Source organism: Photobacterium sp. SKA34, assembly GCF_000153325.1.
Classification (GTDB): domain Bacteria; phylum Pseudomonadota; class Gammaproteobacteria; order Enterobacterales; family Vibrionaceae; genus Photobacterium.
Map to the genome: position 1 here is coordinate 421,448 of NZ_CH724143.1, position 22,654 is coordinate 444,101.

Below are 22,654 nucleotides of genomic sequence, written 5' to 3' on the forward strand. Positions count from 1 at the left end.
GAGTATAAGATATCGTCGTTTAAAAGGTTGTTATTGCAGGCACTCGGCAACAACAACCTTTATTGTTAACGTTTAGCCCTTGTTAGCTTAAGCCGATAATATTGCCGCTCTCATCGATATCAAGATTCATAAATGCAGGCTTTTCAGGTAATCCTGGCATTGTCATTACATTGCCGCATAAAGCATAAATGAATCCAGCCCCAGCACACAGTTTTAACTCTCGTACTGGGACGGTAAAGCCTTTTGGTGCTCCTTTAATACTAGGGTCGGTTGAAATTGATAACGGTGTCTTCGCCATACAAATAGCAAGTTCATCAAACCCTAGAGCTTTAAATTTTACTAATTGTTGTTGAGCTACCTCAGATAACTCTACATGACTTGCCCCATACCCAACTTCAGCCACAGCCATTATTTTTTCTTCTAGTGGCTGGTTTAGTTGATATAACGGAGTGAAGTTTGCTTTATGTTGGCTGGCTTTCACCACACATTCTGCGAGTTTAATCGTACCTTCTCCACCTTTATTAAAGGCTTCACTGATAGCAACGTCTACATAGGTTTGAAAGCTTTCTGCTTTGATCATTGCTTGTAGTTGCTCTAATTCCGCATCTGTATCTTGTGGGAAACGGTTAATTGCGACAACAACGGGGACACCATAACGAGCTGCATTACTGATATGCCACTTTAGGTTTTCAAAACCTGCAACAAGCGCGTCATGATCTTCGGCCAAAATACCGTCAGGTAAGCCTTGTCCTGGACGTATATCATAAAGGCCAGAGTTGGCTTTTAAGCCTCGTAATGTTGCCACAACAACGGCACAATCAGGACCTCTTTTTGCTTGCTGAGCTTTGATATTACAAGCTTTTTCAAATCCCATATCAGATCCAAAGCCGCCTTCAGTAATGGTGAAATCACTGAGTTTTAAGGCGATTTTGTCTGCGATAATAGATGAGTTTCCGTGTGCTATATTGGCAAAAGGACCTGCATGTATAAGAGTGGGAACGCCTTCTAATGTCTGCATTAGCGTGGGCTCAATGGCATCGCAGAGGGTAACAGTCATGGCTCCTGCCACTTGCAGATCTTCTGTAGTAATAGGGTTACCATCAAGATCATAAGCTACGACAATGCGGCCAATGCGTTTTCGCATATCATGGAGATCACCCGAAAGCGCTAAAATAGCCATGAGTTCTGAGGCGGCTGTGATATCAAAGCCGTCATGGCGCTCTAAACCATTAATGGTTTTATCAGGTTCATTTTGACCTATGGTGACCATTCTCAAAGCACGATCATTATGATCCATCACGCGTTTCCAAGTGATGTTATTAATGTCGATACGTAGTGCGGGTAATCCCGTTTTTTCACTGAATAGATCATAACCTAAACGTGACTCATGATATAAGCGAGCATCAATTGCAGCTGCTGCAAGGTTATGCGCTGCCGTTACCGCATGAATATCACCTGTAAGGTGCAGGTTCAGCTTATCCATTGGTGCGACTTGGCTATAACCGCCGCCAGCAGCACCACCTTTTACGCCAAAAACTGGCCCCATTGAGGGTTGTCGAATACAAGCCATCACTGAGCGATCAATTTTTGCTAACCCTTGTGCCAAACCAATCGTTGTAACAGTTTTTCCCTCTCCCAGAGGTGTTGGTGTAATCGCGGTAACGACCACCAGTTTCCCTTCTTCTTGATCCGCCAATCGATTTAAGATGGCAGGTTTTATTTTTGCTTTTAATGAACCTTGCGGTGTCAGTTCTTGTGGTTGAATTCCAGCTTTTTTGGCAATGTCTTCAATCGGAGAGAGTAGGGTGTCACGGCAAATATCGATGTCACTTTTCATATAGGCTATATCCTCACTGTGGAAATCATGCGTATCTGCGTGATATGAGAAGTATTGGTTTTAAATACTATAAATATAGAAATTTATAGTAACGCAATCGTTTGCTTTTGTTTTGAACTAGTATTTTAACATGGTTGATTTGTTTTTGTTGTTATTACTCGCTAATGGATTTAGTTGCATTTGTAATGTATATAAGGTTTGTTGAAAGAGTATTAAAGGTAGGTAATAAAAGAATAATAAATTGGCTATTTAGTCACTAGAGTTGAAGTAGTATATCGATATATAGAGTAGAAGTAAGAATCTGATACTGATTAATAATGCAAACTCTGCTTGCATTATTGGCTGTGTGTTTGCTCATCATTACACTTTAAAATTTGATACATATCAAAATCATTAAAAATATTAAAGGAAGCTATCAATGAACGAGCCTGTGACTAAGTTAAAACATACAGCACCAATTTCGATTGGCATTATGCTGTTTTTTGTTACATTTTTGACAATCATTTTGCCATTGTCTCGTTAAGATAGTTACTACTTAACGAATATTAAAAAGCGAGCTTATGCTCGCTTTTTTTATTTATCGTTAAGTGAATTAGTACATCACTTTATGACCATAGCTCGCAATGATCTCTTTGATCGTTTCCATGGTCTCTTTCTTTGGTGGTTTAACCCCTTTTAGTTGGTATTCAAACCCCATAGCTTCCCACTTGTGCTCACCGAGTTGATGGTAAGGAAGTAGCTCAATCTTCTCTATATTGTCCATATCTTTAATGAATTCACCAAGAAGATGTGCTGAGCGCTCATCATCGGTATAGCCAGGTACGACAACATAACGAATCCAAGTTTTCTGGCCGCGTTTGTGAAGGTAACGAGCAAAATCGAGCACGCGTTTATTAGGAACGCCAACAAGATTATGATGAATATCATCATCTATTTGCTTTAGATCTAGCATAACAAGATCGGTTGCATCTAATACTTCATCCACCACATCGGTATGCTTACGAATATAGCCGTTGGTATCAAGACAAGTATGGATCCCTTCGGCTTGCGCTGCGCGGAAAAAGTCACGGACAAATTCAGGTTGAAGCATGGCTTCACCACCAGAAGCTGTAACGCCACCACCCGATGAGTTCATAAAGTGTCGGTATGACTTTGCTTCATGCATTAGTTCTTCAACTGTCGCCTCACGACCACCATGGGTATCCCATGTATCGCGGTTGTGACAATAAAGACAACGCATTAAACAACCTTGTAGAAATACGATAAAACGGATACCTGGTCCATCGACGGTTCCACAAGATTCGAAAGAGTGAATTCGACCTGTTGCTGACATAATACTTCTCCGCATGCTGCGTTTATTTAATTGTTATCTTATTACAAATTTCATTGTTATTGTAACTAAATATTATAAATAAAATGAGTGTTTTTGGTGTTGTTTTTGTCAACTTTTCATCTATTTATTGGGTGTTTTTATATTGCATTTTTTTCGTAATTAAATAGATAAGAATGACTGTCAATTATGGCTTGAGAATAGAGAATGGAACTTATTATAAAAAGTATAAACATAAAAAAACCGACCTTAAAGGCCGGTTTTTATCAGAAAGCTTACTTTCTGCGTACTAAGCTGTCCGCTCTAATTATAGAGAAGCAGTGAAAGTACGAGAGATAACGTCAGCTTGTTGCTCTGGAGTTAGAGAGTTAAAACGCACTGCGTAACCCGATACACGGATAGTTAGCTGTGGGTATTTCTTTGGGTGCTTAACTGCGTCTTCAAGAGTTTCGCGGTTAAGAACGTTCACGTTTAGGTGTTGACCACCTTCAATGCCTGACTCATGGTGGAAGTAACCATCCATAAGGCCTGCTAGGTTGTTCTCTTGAGTATCAAGATCTTTACCTAGTGCATTCGGTACGATAGAGAATGTGTAAGAAATACCATCTTTAGCGTGAGCAAATGGTAGTTTACCTACAGATGTTAGAGATGCCACAGCACCTTTCTCATCACGACCGTGCATTGGGTTAGCACCTGGTGCAAAAGGAGCACCTGCACGACGACCGTCTGGAGTGTTACCCGTCTTCTTACCGTACACAACGTTAGATGTGATAGTTAAGATAGACTGAGTAGGGATCGCATCACGGTACATCTTGTGAGTACGGATTTTGTTCATGAAGGTTTCAACTAGTTCACATGCGATATCATCAACACGTGCATCGTTGTTACCAAATTTAGGGTAATCGCCTTCGATTTCGAAATCGATAGCTACACCGTCTTCATCACGAATTGGTTTAACTGTAGCGTATTTAATCGCTGATAGTGAATCAGCTGCAACAGATAGACCTGCGATACCACATGCCATTGTACGCTTAACGTCACGGTCATGAAGAGCCATTAGTGAAGACTCATAGCTGTATTTATCATGGCTGTAGTGAATAGCGTTTAGTGCCGCAACGTAAGTTGTTGCTAGCCAATCCATGAATGGGTCAAGTTTGCTCATTACTGTATCGTAATCAAGAACTTCGTCAGTGATTTTTTCACCAACTGGACCTACTTGGATTTTCAGCTTCTCATCAATACCACCATTGATAGAGTAAAGCATCGTCTTAGCTAGGTTCGCACGTGCACCGAAGAACTGCATTTGCTTACCAACAACCATTGGCGATACACAACAAGCAATTGCGTAGTCGTCAGAGTTCATGTCTGGACGCATTAGGTCATCGTTTTCGTACTGGATAGAAGATGTATCGATAGATACCTTCGCACAGAACTTTTTGAAGCCTACAGGAAGCTGCTCAGACCAAAGAACAGTGATGTTTGGCTCTGGAGAAGGACCCATAGTGTATAGGCTGTTTAGGAAACGGAAGTTAGTACGTGTAACTAGTGTACGTCCGTCTAGACCCATACCACCCATTGATTCTGTTGCCCAGATTGGGTCACCAGAGAATAGGTCATCGTATTCAGGAGTACGTAGGAAACGAACCATACGTAGCTTCATTACGAAGTGGTCAATCATTTCCTGAGCTTGTGCTTCAGTGATCTTACCAGCAGCGATATCACGCTCGATGAAGATGTCTAGGAAAGTCGATGTACGACCTAGAGACATTGCTGCACCATTTTGTGATTTAACCGCAGCTAGGTAGCCAAAGTAAGTCCACTGGATAGCTTCTTGTGCTGTTGTTGCTGGGTTAGAGATATCGAAGCCGTACTTAGCTGCCATCTCTTTGATTTGAGCAAGTGCACGGTGCTGCTCACAAATTTCTTCACGACGTTGCATAGTCATCTGAAGATCTTCGCCATTCAAGAAGTCTTCTTCTAGAGAAGCAAATTGAGCAAGCTTATCCTTCATTAGGTAATCAATACCGTAAAGCGCTACGCGACGGTAGTCACCAATGATACGACCACGACCGTATGCATCTGGAAGACCAGTTAGAACACCAGACTTACGACACTTAAGAATTGAAGGAGTGTAAACATCGAAAACACCTTGGTTGTGTGTTTTACGAAGTTCAGAGTAAACCTTCTTCAATGTAGGATCTAATTCACGACCGTACACTTTGCATGAGTTTTCAATCATGCGAATACCACCGTTAGGGATCAAAGCACGCTTAAGAGGCGCGTCAGTTTGAAGACCAACAATAGTTTCAAGTTCTTTTTCAATGTAACCTGCATCGTGTGCAGTGATAGTAGAGGCAACATCTGTATCGAAATCAACAGGTGCGTGAGTTGCGTTTTCCTGCTTGATGCCTTCCATAACAGCGTCCCATAGTTTCGCTGTTGCTGGAGTTGCTTCTGTTTCAAGGAAAGAGCCGTCACCCTCGAAAGGAGTGTAGTTCTTTTGGATAAAGTCACGAACGTTTACTTCGTTCTGCCAATCACCAGAGGTGAAGCTTTCCCATGCAGTGAATTGCTCTGCCATTGTATACCTACCTATTACTATTCAGTAGAGAAAAAATAAGTGTTACCGAATCATGAACTTAGTGTTGATTATTGCCCTTAAGTTCAGAACGACGGTGAATAACCCAGTAAGTTAGACCAACTAAGAAACCACCACCAATGATGTTACCAATGGTTACTGGAATTAAGTTGTTCATAATAAAATGATTTACGGTTAAATCTGCGAACTCTGAAGGGTTTACACCTGTCATAGTCCAAAATTCTGGTGTTGCAAAATGATGGATAACAATACCCATTGGGATCATAAACATATTTGCAATACAGTGCTCAAAGCCACAAGCAACAAACATTGCTACTGGAAGTAACATAACCATGATTTTGTCTGTTGCGCTTCGGCAAGAAAATGTCATCCATACAGACAAACACACCATTAGGTTACAAAGCATACCAAGTACTACGGCTTGACCAAACGTATGGTGCAGTTTGTGTTGAGCTATTTTCATCGCTGTAATACCCCATTGACCGTTATCGCCAAGGTGCTGTTTTGCTATCCATATACAGATTACGAAGAATGAAGCGCCGATGAAGTTACCAATATATACAACGATCCAATTTTTTAATAATTGACCGGTCGTGATGCGATTACTTGCGCGAGCAACAGTGGTGAGAACAGAAGAGGTAAATAGCTCGCCGCCGCAAATAACGACTAAAATAAGACCAAGGCTGAATGCTAACGCACCAACAAATTTTGCCATGCCCCACGGCATATCGCCTGCACCTGTAGTAACAGTTGTGTAGAACACAAATGCAATAGAGATGAACACACCAGCGGTGATTGCTAAGAAGAAAGACTGCAGAGGATGCTTAGTGGCTTTGTAAACGCCAACTTCTTCTGCTTTTTTTGCCATTGCTGGTGGCATCAATGAATCGAAAGGATTATTTTCCATATTCTCAGGTGCTCTTTTATTGAGTTGAAGTGAGATTAAATCGTCCAATAGATAGTACCAAAGGTGTCCGATCATAAATTTGATCCAGATCATTGCGGTGAAAATTTATAACACTTTTGCGCATCTTATAAAATAATAATTTATTTTAAGTTATTGTTTTTTAAGGTTATAATTTTTTTGAAAAAACTAAAAAAAATTTTAATGTAATTTTATTACATAAAAAAATAGAATTTATTTTTTTATAAAAATCCTTTTTAATCAATGGTTTATTTTTTTTGTACTTTTATCGTATGTGTGTCATTAAAAAATATTGGTGAATTTTAAAAAAAATTTAATCTTTATTAATAAATATTAATGACGGTTTTATTCTATCTGGTGACAGTAATTGTTGTGGTTATATTTTGATTATTTTGTTAGTGAGCGGATAGGTGTGTGCATCTAGTGGCATTTAACCTATAAGTATATGCAAATTAAAGTCATCTTACTCTCTGACAAAAACATAGCAGAGCAATATAGGAATGCTAGTTTTTGTGCTTTATTTGTAAAGCAGATGATTACTCTTAAGTATTCATCTCATTATTCATTACTATTTTTGATAAAAAATAGAATATTGGTTAAACCTTGCCTGTTGTTTTTTATTTTGTAATTTATCCCATTAAACCACCAACCTATCTAATCGTGTTTAAAGTAAATAAGAAATATTTCGACTAAGTATGCGGATTATGTAAGTACTTAGTCAGTTTGTGGTGTTGGTTAATATGTTTCATCTGGGTTAATGAGATGTTGCAAAACCAAATTCCAGATGATACTTTCAAAAAAATGAATTTGAATGAAATGTCATGCTTTACTGTTGGACAAGCATTCGAGTGAAGGACGATTTCAAAAATGACAGGAGTTTGCGCACATGAAGGATGACGTGGCGCTTGAAGTTAAAAACCTGCACAAATCTTTTGGTGATAACGAAGTATTGAAAGGCATTTCGCTAACGGCTCGCGGAGGAGATGTTGTTTCAATCATTGGGTCATCAGGCTCTGGTAAAAGTACTTTCTTACGTTGCATTAATTTACTGGAAACACCCACCCAAGGAGAAATTTGGGTGAATGGTGAATTAATTAAAATGAACAGTAATCGTAGAGGTGAATATTTACCTGTTGATGATAAACAAGTTCAGCGTATTCGTGCCCGTTTAGCCATGGTATTTCAAGGTTTCAATCTATGGTCGCATATGACGGTATTACAAAATGTGATTGAAGCGCCAGTACATGTGCTTGGGCTTCCCAAAGCAGAAGCGATAGAAAAGGCTGAAGCCTTACTCAAAAAAGTTGGCTTATTTGAACGCCGTAATTATTATCCTGCCCACTTATCAGGTGGTCAACAGCAGCGTGCTGCGATTGCACGAGCCCTTGCTGTTGACCCTGAAGTTATGTTGTTTGATGAACCTACATCCGCCTTAGATCCTGAACTGGTAGGTGAGGTTTTAGGTGTAATGCAAGATTTGGCGCAAGAAGGTCGTACTATGCTGGTCGTCACTCATGAAATGGCTTTTGCTCGTGATGTCTCAAATCAAGTGATGTTTTTACATCAAGGCGTTGTTGAAGAGCAAGGTCACCCCGATAAGTTATTTACCCAACCTGAGTCTGCAAGATTACAGCAATTTATTTCGTCTATTTACTAAACTTAGTGTTGTCGACTAAGACATAGAGGCTATAACTCTGTGATTAGATAAGCGTACGAATAGTACATGGTTCACAGCATAGCTTGGTGTGAATAATTAAACGTAGCAGGAGAAGCGATATGAAAAAATGGATTTTAGCCGCAACACTAATTTCAGCGATGAGTGCGTCAGTTGTCCAAGCAAAAGAATGGAAAGAAGTACGATTTGGTATTGAAGGTGCTTACCCTCCTTTTAGCTGGACTGAGCCAAACGGTGAGCTAAAAGGTTTTGATGTGGATATGGCAAACGCGCTTTGTACGCAAATGCAGGTGAAATGTAAAATTGTATCCCAAGATTGGGATGGCATAATTCCATCTCTGCTTGCTCGTAAATACGATGCAATTATTGCTGCGATGTCTATTACTGAAGAGCGTAAAAAGAAAATAGATTTTACAGGTAAGTATGCTCTTATCCCGAACAAGTTTGTTGCAAAAAAGGGCACAGAACTTGATTTTACCAAAGAAGGTCTTAAAGGGGTAAAGATTGGCGTTCAACGTGCAACGACTCATGATAAATATTTAACGGATAATTTCGGTGAATCTGTTGAAATTGTTCGTTATGGCTCATTTGACGAAGCCTACCTAGATTTAAAAGCTGGTCGTATTGTTAGCGTATTAGGTGATGCATCGGCATTAGAAGAAGGTTTGTTAAATAAAGATGGTGGTGAAGGTTTTGAATTTATCGGTCCATCATTAACAGATCCTAAATGGTTCGGTGAAGGTTTTGGTATTGCCGTGCGTAAACAAGACAAAGATCTAACCAAAAAACTGGATGAAGCTATTCTCGCACTACGTGAAAGCGGTCAATACAAGCAGATTGCTGATAAGTATTTCAAATATGATGTCTACGGTCAGTAAATCATAAATGAATAAAGAGTACCTAGTTTTTGATGTGGTGATCTCGTCAAAGGATTAGCTAAGTGCTCTCTTATTCGGACAATGAAGGAGTATGACGTTGTTCGATTTATATGGATATGGATGGTCTTTAGCCCAAGGGGCGATGATAACAATACAGGTCGCACTGCTTTCTCTTTTGTTAGCAGCAACATTGGGTATGTTAGGCGCTTTAGCCAAATTATCACCTTATCGTTGGGCGCGTGCTATTGCCACTCTTTATACTACAGTTATTCGCGGTATTCCTGATCTTGTCTTAATGATGCTGATTTTCTTCGGTGGTCAGATGCTGCTTAATGATAGCTTGTATAACATTAACGAATGGGTAAATAATTACTTCACTCAGTCAGATCCTACTCATGAATGGACGAGTTATTTACCCGACTATATTGAGATCAGCCCATTTTTCGCGGGCATTTTAACGATTGGTTTTATCTTTGGCGCGTACATGGCGGAAACGTTTCGTGGTGCGATTTTAGCGGTGGATAAAGGTGAGCTAGAGGCAGGTAAAGCTTATGGTATGAGTGCATTTTTATCCTTTCGTCGTATTTTACTGCCACAGATGGTCCGTCATGCTTTACCTGGTTTTGGTAATAACTGGTTAGTGTTATTAAAAACCACCGCACTGGTTTCTATCATTGGTTTAGATGACATGGTGCGCAAAGGGGCATTGGCTGCAGGAACCACCCAAAAACCGTTTACGTTCTATTTTACTATTGCGGTTGTGTTTTTGATCTTTACCTCTATTTCAACCTTGGCCCTGAATTGGGCCGAGCGTAAATACAGTATTCCTACGAGGTAGAGCCGATGGACTTTAGTATCTTTACAGAAAGTTGGGAAATCTATCTAGAAGGTTTTTACACCACAGTGTGGATGGTTACCGTTTCGTTAGTGATCGGTTTAATTTGCGCGATCCCTATTGGGATGATGAGAAATAGTAGTAATAAACTTATTGCGTTTCCAGCTTGGGCATACATTTATTTTTTTCGTGGTACGCCGCTATTGATTCAGCTTTATCTTATCTATTACGGATTAAGCCAAGTTATCGATGTTCAGGGTACAATGTGGCAAGAGGCATGGTTCTGTGCTCTCGTCGCTTTCATCTTAAATACTGCTGCATATACTGCTGAAATTATTCGAGGCTCTATTAATAGTATGCCGCAAGGTGAGATAGAAGCAGCGAAAGCTTATGGCATGAGCCCATTTCAAGCGTTTCGTCGTATTATTCTTCCAAGTGCATTACGACGAGCGTTACCAGCATACAGTAATGAAGTGATCTTCATGGTTCATGGCTCAGCTGTTGCTGGGATTGTGACAATTGTTGATTTAACAGGGGCTGCGAGGATTGTGAATTCTCGTTATTACGCACCGTTTGAATCTTTCTTGTTTGCTGGGCTTTGTTACATGGTGCTGACGTTTGCCATCATCTGGGTATTTAAAAAACTTGAAGCGCGGTATTTACGCCATTTACAGCCATTAACTGAGATAACAGATTAATAGGTTGAATAGAAAAGCTCAGCAGGCTAATAATAGATGCTGAGCTTTTTGTTTTATAAGCTCTTTCTCTTACACCGCCACATCATCGTAAAGTGGGACAGAAGTCTGTGAAGCTACTTCATCAATGTATTGACGTACACGAGTTGGGTATTGGATCCCTTTCACGACAGTTAAATTACGCAGCATTGGAAATAGATGAATATCATCATAGCTAAGTTGGTTGCTACGCTCAGAAGGTAGTGTTACCCATTCTAATGTTTGCAGTGCTTTATTTGCGAGTTCAATGTAGTGCGCAGAGTCTTCAAAAGCTTGTTCAAAGCTGACTGATAACATTGTTTTTTTCTTGTTGTGGAACCACGTTTTTGCTTCTTCAACCTGAAACTCTGGTAGATCTACTTTTAGCCAGCGTGGATAGAGTAGGTAAGGCACACAATCTCGTGCCGCTTCAGCCCATTGTACTAATTCATCTTGATGTACTTCCGGCGCTAGAACAGGATTGCCATCGTTGTTGTCGATAAATTTGACGACATCTAAGCTCTCAGCCATATAGTTACCATCTGGCTTTTGTAAAATAGGTACCATGTTAGCGCCTACTTTGTCTATACGTGCATCAATATCGTGGTTTTGTAGGTAAACCAATTCAATATCGGCTTTTTTTAAGCCCGCAATCATCATTGCTTTTACGCAGAAAGGGCAATGATCAAATACAAACAACTTCATAGTTAGTCCCTTGTGGTGAAGTAGAGTGAAGATAAAAAGGAGAGTAGATACTCACCTTTATTCATTATTTGAAGACAGACCAAATAGGTGCGTGATCAGAGGGTTTTTCGATGCCACGTAATTCGTAGTCGACATCTGATTCAATACAGCGCTCAGCCAGTGATGGTGTAGCAAGAATAACATCAATGCGTAGACCGCGATTATCAACAAAGCCTTTTGATCGGTAGTCAAACCATGAATATTTATCATCTACCGTAGGGTGAAGTTGCCGGAAAGTATCGGTAAAGCCCCAGTCTAGTAAGGTTTGTAACCACTCACGTTCAATTGGTTGGAATGAGCATTTACCTGTTTTTAGCCAGCGTTTAGCATTAGCTGGGCCAATACCAATATCTAAATCCATAGGACTGATATTAATATCACCCATCACGATTAGTTCTTCATCGTTAGTGTGGGCAGTATTGAGGTAATTCATCAGATCAGCGTAGAACTTCTCTTTTGCAGGAAATTTTGTTTCGTGCTTAATATTATCGCCCTGTGGGAAGTAACCGTTCATCACAGTGATATTCTTGCCGCTGTCTTGCTTAAAGGTTGCCATGATCATTCGACGTTGAGCATTTTCATCATCGGTTGGGAACCCTTTTTGTACGCTAATTGGCTCTTGCTTACATAGCATTGCAACACCGTAATGAGCTTTTTGACCATGGAAGTAAACTTTGTAGCCCATCGCTTCAACATCCGCTAAAGGGAAGGCTTCATCATGAACTTTGATTTCTTGTAAGCCGATCACATCCGGCTGATGCTTTTCAATTAAGGCTTGAAGTTGGTGAAGGCGAGCGCGTAGCCCGTTGATATTGAAGGAGATAACTTTCATCATTTATTCCGATTACTGTCAGTTTTTAATTACGGATAAGAAAAGATACTAACATAGATATTTAACGCTGGTAGAACCTATTTCTTTTAAATAACCGATGAGGTTAATCGATATAAAACGAGGGGAAGCGGAAGCGGTAACACCACCATCTACAGGTAAGTTTACAAAGCTTGTATCATCACTTGCTAAGAAACTCATTACCGCTGCAACTTCTTCAGGTTCTGCTACACGTCCTAGCGGGATACGTTCGTTAATATCGTCAGGCCAGCCATTAGTCATGTTGGTTTTCACTAGGTTTGGGCATACAGAGTTAACACGCACACCTTCTAGGCCAAAATCCATTGCAAGTACACGAGTTAAGTTGACTATCACACCTTTTGACACGCAGTAGTAAGCAGCGCCCCAGTCAGCACCTAAACCAGAAACAGAGTCATTATTAACAATACAGCCTTTACTTTCGATCAAGTGAGGTAATGTATATTTAGAACAGTAAATAGCACCGTTAATATTTACGCTAGAGATTTTTTCCCAATATTGAACGCTACTGTCTAATATTGTGCCTGGAATATGTACGCCAGCATTATTCATTAAAATGTCAACTTTATTGAAATTCTTAGTGGTTTGATCAATAAAGTTTTTCACTTCAGCTTCATTTAAAATATCGGTTTTAATACTCAGTGTTTTTCTGCAATTTACTCACTGTGTACTTTATCTAGTGCGTCTTGATAAAGATCTGCTAGAACAGCAATTGCGTCTTCAGAGGCAAAACGGTGTGCTCAGCTTTACCCATGCCATTACCTGCACCTTTGATAATGACTACTTTTCCTTCAAATCTGTTCATAGCTAATTCTTATGTCATATAAATAGTGGCGTTATCTTAAGTCTCTTATTAATACTATTTTGTGATGATGAACACTTGTTATTTTAGGTATCAAGAAGGGATGAATAGCTAAATACAATGTTGTTTTTTGGGAAATATATTTGAATAATTTATTCATATTTACGTAATGGTATGTATGTCAAATAAATAAATCAGTGTTTTATTTTTGTGTTGAAGAATTAATTTTAATTGGATGGTTAAATATAGTTATTAAAATCAATAGATTAGATTTTTAATAACAGTCTATTTTTAGCTGTAATTCTAGGTCATGATAAAAAGAGATAAAAAATACGTACTTTACTTGTACTGAATTCGTTATCAGGTCTATGCTAGATGAATACGAAATACTACAACATATTGTTTTAAATAGTATTCGGATGAATATAACGCAGTAATGATATTGTTACTGCCACAGACGAAGGAAAATATAATGTCTATTATCACTTGGATTATTGTTGGTCTTATCGCTGGTGCGTTAGCTAAATGGTTAATGCCTGGAAATGATGGTGGCGGTTGGATTGCTACATGTGGTTTAGGTATTGCTGGTTCTTTTGCCGGTGGTTTCCTTGGTTCATTGCTGGGTATTGGTGCTTCAGGTTTACTTGGTACCATTATTGTTGCAACTGTTGGTGCTTTGGTACTGCTATTTATCTATAACCGATTTATTCGTTAATTGACGAAATAAAGGGTATAAAAAACCTAGAATACGTATTGTGCTCTAGGTTTTTTATTATTTAATCGATCTGATTTATCACTGTTGTATATGTTGAACTATATCGCTTTATCAGTGTTTTCTTCCAGTTTGCTAGTGGTTGCGGCAGCGGTATTTTTTTTATTTGTTTTAAATACTCGAGCGCCTCGCAATCATTATATTGATGTTGGTTAAGTAAACTTTCGCAATAACCTATCATAGCTTCACTACATTGTGGGTAATCATGCAAAATGGTGCTGTACAGTGCTTCGGCACGTTTTGAATCTTGGATTAAGTTCACTTTTGCGGTTTCTAAATGACTAACCAGTAGTCGAACATTTTCAATAATAAGTTGTTTTTCTGTCAGTTCACTTAAACGAAATTGACTGTGACCATCTAATTCTGAGCGTGTCATGAGTACCTGATAGATCTCCCCAATTAATCGTGTTTCCCCGTAACTTATAAGCATTGGTAGAGAGTCCACCATAATAATAGTGGGAGCTTGACTCATCGCACCAAAAAAGGGGCTCAGTCCTTGAAGTAATCGTCTTTTTGCTTTTTGTTTGTGTCGATCGGTGTGATTAATACGTGCAAGTGCAATATTAGCAAAGGCATCCAATAAGTATTTTTGATCGTCTTGAAGTCGCTGTAAGGCAAAACTATGAATGATTTTGATTTCATTGTGTAAGCGGAGGTTATGTTGAAGTGATAGTTGACTGGTATAGATTTGCTCAAAAATAGCAGTGTATTCAGCAAAGTTGACTAACCACCATTGATCGATAATAGGTAAATGTGTTGCTAACGTTTTTCCAGCATATAAAAAAGTCTCGATATCATTCATATCTGCCGCGAGTTGAGCAACTAACAAGGCTCTATGTGGGATTGTAGGCGTTAATGTAAGTACTTGCTGAGCGATATCTAATGCGTTTTCTAATTGCTTATCGTGCTGATAAAGATAAGCCAGTTCATCATAAGCGGTAACACACAAAGGTACTTGTTTTATTAGCAGCTTAAGTTGATTTATAGCATCAATAGTATTTCCTTGTTTTATGGCTAGCTGAGCATCAATAAGCACTAATTTATGGTGTTGAGTACGTTGTTTAAATACAGCCAATAATTGTTCTGCTTGTTGCCACTGCTTTTGTTCTATTAATAGCTCAAGTAATAATGCTTCAATATGAAGATTATGGCCTTGTTCGAGTAATAATTGACGACAACCTTGAATAGCAAGTTTAATATCTTTTTTATCTAAAGCATTATAAATCGGTTGGCGGAGTAAGCACATTTTGTAAACGTTGATCACTCGCTGCTTTAATGTTCCAACATTGATGGGTTTGGTCAAGAAGCTATCTGGATCAATTCCCATTGTGGTTGATATGACTTCTGGAGAACGATCACCTGAGAAAAAAATAATCCCACAGTTAGAGCTAATAATATTTCTTTTGCGTAATAAAGCGAGTAATTCACCACCATTGATATTTTGGTTAAGATGAAAATCAAACAAGATCAAATCGTAACGTTGGTTCTGACAGAGCTGTATTGCTTGTTGGTAGTAGGTTGCAATATCGATTGATTTTATCGCAATTTTAGCTAATACACTTTTGACAAGCTGGGCACAAGAAAGCTGATCGTCAACGATCAGTACTTTTATGTTGTTCCACCTTTCCTGTTCTAACTCCGTGAAACCTAGCGGCATAAGCTATCCATATATTTGCTTTTATTGAATTTATCGTAATCAATATGACTTTTAGTGCTTACTGATTTAATGCTGTAAAAATAACTATAGAATAAAATTATAGCAATTTCTTAAAACTTAAATTTAGAGCTGGGATAGGGAAATGATGAAGGTGTAAAAGGTATAGATAGAAAAAAACCAGCAGCCTAGGCTACTGGTTTGAATGATGGTGGTGGGGGAAGGATTCGAACCTTCGAAGGCAGTGCCGGCAGATTTACAATCTGCTCCCTTTGGCCACTCGGGAACCCCACCACGGGGTATTGCTCATTTTGGCTTTCGCCAGAAAAGACGTCAGTGGCGACAGCTTTTCGAAATAGATGGTGGTGGGGGAAGGATTCGAACCTTCGAAGGCAGTGCCGGCAGATTTACAATCTGCTCCCTTTGGCCACTCGGGAACCCCACCACGGGGTATTGCTCATTTTGGCTTTCGCCAGAAAAGATGTCAGTGGCGACAGCTTTTCGAAATAGATGGTGGTGGGGGAAGGATTCGAACCTTCGAAGGCAGTGCCGGCAGATTTACAATCTGCTCCCTTTGGCCACTCGGGAACCCCACCACGGGGTATTGCTCATTTTGGCTTTCGCCAGAAAAGACGTCAGTGGCGACAGCTTTTCGAAATAGATGGTGGTGGGGGAAGGATTCGAACCTTCGAAGGCAGTGCCGGCAGATTTACAATCTGCTCCCTTTGGCCACTCGGGAACCCCACCACGGGGTATTGCTCATTTGGCTTTCGCCAGAAAAGATGTCAGTGGCGACAGCTTTTCAAATTAGATGGTGGTGAGGGAAGGATTCGAACCTTCGAAGGCAGTGCCGGCAGATTTACAATCTGCTCCCTTTGGCCACTCGGGAACCCCACCACAAGTGAGGAGCGGATAATAGCAAACATTCTGATCCTGTAAAGACTTTTCTTTTAAATACTGAGTGTTTGCCTGAATTTTCATCAGATTACTAATTGTTGCTTTTATTTACATTTCTTGACGTTGCTTAACCGTAGATTCAGATATTATTACGGCAGGATTATTTATGGTGTGTTGATAATGAAAAAAATGTCCGTAGCTGTATTAGTAACTGCAGTGTTATCTGGTGGTTACTTCTACTTTCAGGGAACCTCTCATGCTGCACAAGAAAAGAAGGATGCGCGATCAAGCCGAGTTGTGAATGTCACGATGGGAACGGTCTCTTCTATGCCTATTGCTCAATCACTTTCTTTAACCGGAAAGTTACAAGCTGAGCACTCTGTGAATATTGCAGCAGAAACATCTGCACAGATTAAAAATATAGAAGTTAAGCCAAATCAAAGTGTTCAAAAAGGCACACTATTAATCCAACTTAATGATGACAAAGCGAAAGCGGCCTTTGATGAAGCTCTAGCCTATTTAAATGACGAGCAACGTAAATTAAACGAATTTAAACGCTTAGTGAAACGTGGTGCGATCACCCAAACAGAAATTGATGCGCAGACGACCAGTGTCAATATCGCTCAAGCTCGTTTAAAAGGGGCGCGTGCCGAGCTTAATGATCACATGATCCGCGCGCCTTTTAATGGCACAGTTGGACTCTTTGATTTCAGCCAAGGTCATCGTGTTGCTGAAGGTGTGGAACTGCTGACGTTTGATGATCTTTCGACAATGCGATTAGACATTCCTGTTCCTGAGCAATATCTCTCTCACCTTATACCGGGAATGAAAGTTATCGCAACAAGCCAAGCATGGCCTGATCGTGTGTTTAATGGTGAAGTACAAGCGATTGACTCACGTGTGCAAACCGATTCTTTAAATATCAAAGTTCGAGTGGTATTTGATAACAAAGATAATGCACTTAAGCCTGGGATGTTGCTAGCGGCTGATATTGGTTTTTTACCACAACCTAAAGCGGTAATTCCGGTTCAAGCGATTGAGTACTCAGGTACTAAACGCTTTATCTATCTTGTTGATGATAAACAAAAAGTACATCGAACTGAAGTTGAGATTGGTGCCCGTATTGATAATACCGTGGTAGTTAATAAGGGCGTAGAGATTGGTGATCGTATTGTTGTTCAAGGATTAGTGAATATGCGAGATGGAATAAAAGTTTCGGATATAACAGCAAAAAAGAATAATTCACAGCATGGAGCAAGTAGCTAATGTGGTTATCAGACATTTCGGTTAAACGCCCTGTTGTTGCAATTGTTTTAAGTTTATTGCTGTGTGTGTTTGGTGTGGTGTCTTTCTCTAAATTAGCAATAAGAGAAATGCCTGATGTGGAAAGCCCTGTTGTTACCGTGATGACTACATATGACGGCACATCAGCGACGGTAATGGAAAGCCAAGTCACCACTCCGATTGAAGATGAGTTGTCAGGTATTAGTGGCATTGACAATATCACCTCGGTCACACGAAATGGAATGTCACGTATTTCGATTGAATTTTCGATGGATTGGGACCTTACCGAAGGTGTTAGTGATGTGCGTGATGCGGTTGCCCGGGCTCAACGACGTCTACCGGATGATGCGAGTGATCCTATTGTGTCGAAAGACAATGGTTCAGGTGAGCCTGCCGTTTATATCAATTTATCCTCATCAGAGATGGATCGTACTCAGTTAACTGATTATGCCCAGCGAGTATTAGAAGATCGTTTCAGCTTAATTAATGGGGTGAGTTCAGTCAGTTTAAGTGGCGGCCTGTATAAGGTGATGTACCTAAAACTGAAACCTGAATTAATGGCAGGTCGTGGCGTTACCACAAAAGATATTATTGACGCGTTACGTGATGAAAACGTTGAATTACCCGGTGGTGAAGTACGTAATGATCAAACCGTTATGGCTGTGCGAACGGCCCGTTTATATCGCACGGCCAATGATTTTAAATACCTGACGGTTAGAACCACAGAAAATGGTACGCCCATTTACCTAAAAGATGTGGCTGATGTTGCAATTGGTGCTGAAAATGAAAATTCAACCTTTAAAAGCAACGGGGTTGTTAACTTAAGTTTAGGTATTGTCACTATGTCTGATGCTAACCCGTTAGAAGTGGCAAAAGATGTTCGCGCAGAAGTCGCGCGAATGCAGAAGTTCTTACCTGAAGGAACAAGCTTAACGGTCGATTACGATGCGACGGTATTTATAGAGCGCTCAATCAGTGAAGTGTACAGCACATTATTAGTCACGGGTGCTTTGGTGATTTTGGTGCTTTATGTCTTTATTGGACAAGCACGTGCAACCTTAATTCCAGCGGTAACTGTGCCAGTATCGTTAATTTCAGCGTTTATTACCGCGTATTTCTTTGGTTTTTCAATCAACTTGCTGACCTTAATGGCATTAATTCTTGCTATCGGGTTGGTGGTCGATGATGCCATTGTGGTGGTGGAGAATATTTTCCATCACATGCAGCGCGGTGAGTCACCATTGCTTGCTGCGTATAAAGGTACCCGTGAAGTGGGGTTTGCGGTGATTGCGACCACAGCGGTACTGGTGATGGTGTTCTTACCGATTTCCTTTATGGAAGGTATGGTAGGACGCTTATTTACTGAGTTCTCAGTATTACTTGCGATGGCGGTCATTTTCTCTTCATTAATTGCGTTAACTTTAACGCCTGTGATGGGCAGTAAAATCTTAAAAGCCAATGTAAAACCAACTCGCTTTAACCTATGGGTTAATCGTCAGTTTGATAAGCTTGAAAATGTCTATCGCAAAGGCGTTACGTTTGCTGTTAAAAAGCGCTTTATCGCACCGATTGTTGTATTAGCGTGTATTGGCGCAAGTGCAACTTTGATGAAAGTGATCCCTGCCCAATTAGCGCCGCAAGAAGATCGCGGTGTATTGTTTGCCTTTGTGAAAGGTGCTGAAGGTACCAGTTATAACCGTATGATCGGCAATATGGATGAAGTTGAAAGCCGTTTGCTGCCAATGTTGGGCAAAGGCGTATTGAAATCTGTCAGTATTCAATCACCCGCGTTTGGTGGTCGAGCAGGGGATCAAACTGGCTTTGTGATCATGCAGCTAGATGATTGGCAAGATCGCAGTGTAACGGCACAACAAGCATTAGGTATGGTGAGTAAAGCACTAACAGGTATTCCTGATGTGCGTGTTATTCCAATTATGCCAGGTTTTCGCGGTGGTTCTTCTGAGCCGGTTCAATTTGTACTCGGTGGCTCTGATTATCAAGAGTTGTTTAAGTGGGCATCGGAGCTAAAACACATTGCAGAAGACAGCCCAATGATGGAAGGGGTTGATTTAGATTATGCAGAAACCACACCTGAATTGATGGTTAATATTGATCGTCAACGTGCGGCGGATTTAGGGATTCCGGTTTCAGATATTGCAGAAACACTGGAAGTGATGTTGGGCGGACGTAGTGAAACTACTTTTGTAGATCGTGGTGAAGAGTACGATGTTTACCTGCGTGGTGACGAGAACCGCTTTAATAGCTCCGCTGATCTTAGTCAGATTTATTTACGTGCGAAAAATGGTCAACTTGTCACGCTTGATACCGTTGCTTCGATTGATGAAGTCGCATCAGCGCAAAAGCTTAGCCATAACCAGAAACAGAAATCGATCACGTTAACGGCGAACCTGTCTGAAGGTTACACCTTAGGGGAAGCGTTGGATTTCTTGGATCAACAAGCGATAGAGAAGTTGCCATCGGATATTACGATTAACTATGCGGGAGAGTCGAAAGACTTTAGAGATAATCAAAGCAGTATTGCCATTGTCTTTGGTTTAGCCTTGCTAGTGGCTTACTTAGTTCTTGCTGCGCAGTTTGAAAGCTTTGTAAACCCGCTGGTAGTGATGCTGACGGTTCCTATGGGGATCTTCGGTGGCTTAGCTGGTTTATGGTTAATGGGGCAAGGGCTTAATATCTACAGTCAAATTGGTATGATCATGCTTATTGGTATGGTGACCAAGAATGGTATTTTGATTGTAGAATTTGCCAACCAGTTGCGTGATAAAGGTATTGAGTTTGAACAAGCGATCATTGATGCATCAGTACGTCGTCTGCGTCCAATATTAATGACTGCATTTACTACTTTATTTGGTGCTATTCCGCTGATTATCTCAACGGGAGCGGGGGCTGAAAGCCGTATCTCTGTGGGTACTGTGGTGTTCTTCGGTATGGCGTTCGCGACCTTAGTGACCTTGTTTGTTATTCCTGCAATGTACCGCTTAATGGCTGGTAAGACTAAATCACCGGGTTATGTCGAGAGCTTGCTAGAAAAAGAGCTGCAGCATGATTACACAGGGCGTATTAGCCATGGTGATTTACCTAAATAGATGATCTCTTTATAGAACTCGCTATTAAAGCGTTAGTTTAATAAAAGGCGATAAGGATAAACCTTATCGCCTTTTTATTTACCTTTTTATAGGTGTAAGCTTACGGCGACTACCTCTTTAGTGAGCAATCAGTTAAACTTCTGCATAGATAACTATCGAGTAATTAAACTGCACGTTTGTAGCTTTTTACCCTGATCGTCCTAAAGCCCATTATAGAAGAAAACCATGTCACAGAATCCAACTGAACAGCAGAGCCCAAAAGGGGTTCGTCTTAATAAATTCATCAGTGATACAGGCTATTGCTCACGCCGTGAGGCGGACAAGCTGATTGATCAGGGACGCGTCACTATCAATGGTCAAAAACCAGAGATGGGCGTACGAGTAATGGATAACGATGATGTGCTTATTGATGATAAGCCACTTCGTAGCAAAGAGCGTCCAATTTATATCGCACTAAATAAGCCAACAGGGATCACGTGTACCACTGAACGTCATATCGAAGGTAACATCGTTGATTTTATTGGTCACCGCAAGCGTATTTTCCCTATTGGTCGTTTAGATAAGCCATCAGATGGCTTGATCTTCTTAACTAATGATGGCGACATCGTTAATAAGATCCTACGTGCGGGTAACTCTCACGAAAAAGAATACGTAGTCCGTGTTGATAAAGTGATCACGCCAGAATTCCTAGAGAAAATGGCGTCAGGTGTTGAGATCTTAGATACGGTAACCTTGCCTTGTAAGGTAACGAAAGAAACGAATTTCTCTTTCCGTATTGTGCTAACTCAAGGTTTGAACCGTCAGATCCGTCGTATGTGTGAAGCGCTTGGTTATGAAGTGTATAAGCTTCGCCGAGTACGCATTATGAACATCACTATTGATGGTTTACCCAATGGTAAGTGGCGCTACTTAACTGATGATGAAATCGGTGAAATTAACCGTTTAATTGCACAATCATCAGGTACTGAAGAAGCATCAAAAGTTGATGCTGAAGGTCGTAAAATTGCTAAAGCCACCGATGCGAAACTTTACGATCACCGCCAGCAAGAAGCGCGTAATGAAAAGCGTGCTCAAGAAAAAGCATTTAAAACCTACAGTGGTACGGGTGAATTTACTCGTCGTCCTGGTGGTCAGCGTCAAAATCGCCGCAATGAAGAAAGCGGTGAATCGCGCCAACAGCGTAGTCAGGGGCGTAATGATAATCGTCGTCCAGCGCGTACTTCAGATCGTGATTCAAAACCAAGTTTTGGTGGTAAAAGTACTGGCATCAAAAAGTGGAAATCTAAAAAAGAAGATTAATACACTTAAATAGATAAATAACGCCCTTTAGTTTCTTATACATTCTCTAGACAGAGTGGATAGTTTTAAGGGCGTTTTTATTGGTGCGTAAGTCGATGTGTAAATAAGGAAATAGCATGAAAATTGTTGCTGTAACAGCTTGTCCTACGGGGATCGCCCATACTTACATGGCAGCAGATGCGCTAAATAAAACAGCGCATAAAATGGGAATTCAGATCCACGTTGAAACGCAAGGTGCGATGGGGATTGAAGATCAGTTAACACTGCAAGATATTGCTAAAGCAGATTTAACCTTGATAGCTTCAGATATTGAAGTAGAGCAGCGTAGCCGATTCACAGGCAGTAAAATCCATTGTGTTACTATTGAAGAAGTCTTAGTTGATCCAGAAGCTGTGCTAAAACGCTGCCAGCAATTAATTATCCAATAGCAGAGCA

16 protein-coding genes, 5 tRNA genes and 1 pseudogene are annotated in these 22,654 nt (G+C 40.4%); 9 read left to right on the forward strand and 13 right to left on the reverse strand.

The features are described 5' to 3' along the window. Positions 1 to 82 precede the first annotated feature (82 nt). The 4 genes from SKA34_RS14875 to focA all read right to left on the reverse strand — a co-directional run bounded on the left by SKA34_RS14875 (position 83) and on the right by focA (position 6,673). Entirely contained in the window at positions 83 to 1,837 is a 1,755-nt protein-coding gene (locus SKA34_RS14875) for a formate--tetrahydrofolate ligase (protein ID WP_006646354.1), read from the reverse strand. Between the two features lie 592 nt (positions 1,838 to 2,429). Then, positions 2,430 to 3,170, reverse strand: coding sequence for a pyruvate formate lyase 1-activating protein (gene pflA, locus SKA34_RS14880; protein WP_006646356.1), 741 nt, complete (start codon positions 3,168 to 3,170; stop codon positions 2,430 to 2,432). A 304-nt stretch (positions 3,171 to 3,474) separates the two neighbouring features. Continuing rightward, entirely contained in the window at positions 3,475 to 5,748 is a 2,274-nt protein-coding gene (gene pflB / locus SKA34_RS14885; protein WP_006646357.1) for a formate C-acetyltransferase, read from the reverse strand. A gap of 58 nt (positions 5,749 to 5,806) precedes the next feature. Further along, a complete protein-coding gene (focA, locus tag SKA34_RS14890; RefSeq protein WP_006646358.1) occupies positions 5,807 to 6,673 on the reverse strand; it encodes a formate transporter FocA in 867 nt (288 codons plus the stop codon). A 904-nt stretch (positions 6,674 to 7,577) separates the two neighbouring features. On the opposite strand from focA, the gene SKA34_RS14895 reads away from it, so the two are divergent. The 4 genes from SKA34_RS14895 (at position 7,578) to SKA34_RS14910 (ending at position 10,777) form a co-directional block, all read left to right on the forward strand. Next, positions 7,578 to 8,348, forward strand: a complete 771-nt coding sequence (locus SKA34_RS14895; protein WP_006646359.1) for an ABC transporter ATP-binding protein — start codon at positions 7,578 to 7,580, stop codon at positions 8,346 to 8,348. A gap of 119 nt (positions 8,349 to 8,467) precedes the next feature. Then, positions 8,468 to 9,244, forward strand: coding sequence for an ABC transporter substrate-binding protein (locus SKA34_RS14900; RefSeq protein ID WP_006646360.1), 777 nt, complete (start codon positions 8,468 to 8,470; stop codon positions 9,242 to 9,244). A gap of 97 nt (positions 9,245 to 9,341) precedes the next feature. Continuing rightward, a complete protein-coding gene (locus tag SKA34_RS14905) occupies positions 9,342 to 10,082 on the forward strand; it encodes an ABC transporter permease (protein ID WP_006646361.1) in 741 nt (246 codons plus the stop codon). 5 nt (positions 10,083 to 10,087) lie between these two features. Further along, positions 10,088 to 10,777 (forward strand): ABC transporter permease, encoded by a 690-nt coding sequence (locus tag SKA34_RS14910; protein WP_006646362.1) that lies wholly within the window; start codon positions 10,088 to 10,090, stop codon positions 10,775 to 10,777. A gap of 69 nt (positions 10,778 to 10,846) precedes the next feature. Here the strand turns inward: SKA34_RS14910 and grxB are convergent, their stop codons facing one another. The 3 genes and pseudogenes from grxB to SKA34_RS14925 all read right to left on the reverse strand — a co-directional run. Further along, positions 10,847 to 11,497, reverse strand: coding sequence for a glutaredoxin 2 (grxB, locus tag SKA34_RS14915; protein WP_006646363.1), 651 nt, complete (start codon positions 11,495 to 11,497; stop codon positions 10,847 to 10,849). Between the two features lie 64 nt (positions 11,498 to 11,561). After that, positions 11,562 to 12,368 (reverse strand): exodeoxyribonuclease III, encoded by an 807-nt coding sequence (gene xthA, locus SKA34_RS14920; RefSeq protein ID WP_006646364.1) that lies wholly within the window; start codon positions 12,366 to 12,368, stop codon positions 11,562 to 11,564. A gap of 111 nt (positions 12,369 to 12,479) precedes the next feature. Further along, a pseudogene (locus SKA34_RS14925) lies at positions 12,480 to 13,209 on the reverse strand (SDR family NAD(P)-dependent oxidoreductase); the annotation flags it as partial. 469 nt (positions 13,210 to 13,678) lie between these two features. Between SKA34_RS14925 and SKA34_RS14930 the strand changes: the two are divergent. Next, on the forward strand, positions 13,679 to 13,921 hold the full coding sequence (locus tag SKA34_RS14930) for a GlsB/YeaQ/YmgE family stress response membrane protein (RefSeq protein ID WP_006646367.1): 243 nt from the start codon (positions 13,679 to 13,681) through the stop codon (positions 13,919 to 13,921). A 61-nt stretch (positions 13,922 to 13,982) separates the two neighbouring features. Here SKA34_RS14930 and SKA34_RS14935 read toward each other — a convergent pair whose 3' ends face one another. The 6 genes from SKA34_RS14935 to SKA34_RS14960 all read right to left on the reverse strand — a co-directional run bounded on the left by SKA34_RS14935 (position 13,983) and on the right by SKA34_RS14960 (position 16,529). Then, positions 13,983 to 15,635, reverse strand: coding sequence for a response regulator (locus SKA34_RS14935; protein WP_006646368.1), 1,653 nt, complete (start codon positions 15,633 to 15,635; stop codon positions 13,983 to 13,985). A gap of 206 nt (positions 15,636 to 15,841) precedes the next feature. Then, positions 15,842 to 15,926, reverse strand: a tRNA-Tyr gene (locus SKA34_RS14940). Between the two features lie 66 nt (positions 15,927 to 15,992). Beyond that, positions 15,993 to 16,077 (reverse strand) — tRNA-Tyr (locus tag SKA34_RS14945). Positions 16,078 to 16,143: 66 nt separating this feature from the next. After that, a tRNA-Tyr gene (locus SKA34_RS14950) sits at positions 16,144 to 16,228 on the reverse strand. Positions 16,229 to 16,294: 66 nt separating this feature from the next. Further along, positions 16,295 to 16,379, reverse strand: a tRNA-Tyr gene (locus SKA34_RS14955). Positions 16,380 to 16,444: 65 nt separating this feature from the next. After that, a tRNA-Tyr gene (locus SKA34_RS14960) sits at positions 16,445 to 16,529 on the reverse strand. 180 nt (positions 16,530 to 16,709) lie between these two features. Here SKA34_RS14960 and SKA34_RS14965 point away from each other — a divergent pair. The 4 genes from SKA34_RS14965 to SKA34_RS14980 all read left to right on the forward strand — a co-directional run bounded on the left by SKA34_RS14965 (position 16,710) and on the right by SKA34_RS14980 (position 22,647). After that, positions 16,710 to 17,795 (forward strand): efflux RND transporter periplasmic adaptor subunit, encoded by a 1,086-nt coding sequence (locus SKA34_RS14965; protein WP_006646372.1) that lies wholly within the window; start codon positions 16,710 to 16,712, stop codon positions 17,793 to 17,795. Then, on the forward strand, positions 17,795 to 20,920 hold the full coding sequence (locus SKA34_RS14970; protein ID WP_006646373.1) for a multidrug efflux RND transporter permease subunit: 3,126 nt from the start codon (positions 17,795 to 17,797) through the stop codon (positions 20,918 to 20,920). Before SKA34_RS14965 ends, SKA34_RS14970 begins: the two co-directional genes overlap by 1 nt. A gap of 225 nt (positions 20,921 to 21,145) precedes the next feature. Beyond that, entirely contained in the window at positions 21,146 to 22,219 is a 1,074-nt protein-coding gene (gene rluF / locus SKA34_RS14975; RefSeq protein WP_006646374.1) for a 23S rRNA pseudouridine(2604) synthase RluF, read from the forward strand. Positions 22,220 to 22,335: 116 nt separating this feature from the next. After that, complete coding sequence (locus SKA34_RS14980) at positions 22,336 to 22,647, forward strand: PTS fructose transporter subunit IIB (RefSeq protein WP_006646375.1); 312 nt, start codon at positions 22,336 to 22,338, stop codon at positions 22,645 to 22,647. The last annotated feature ends 7 nt before the right edge of the window (positions 22,648 to 22,654 follow it).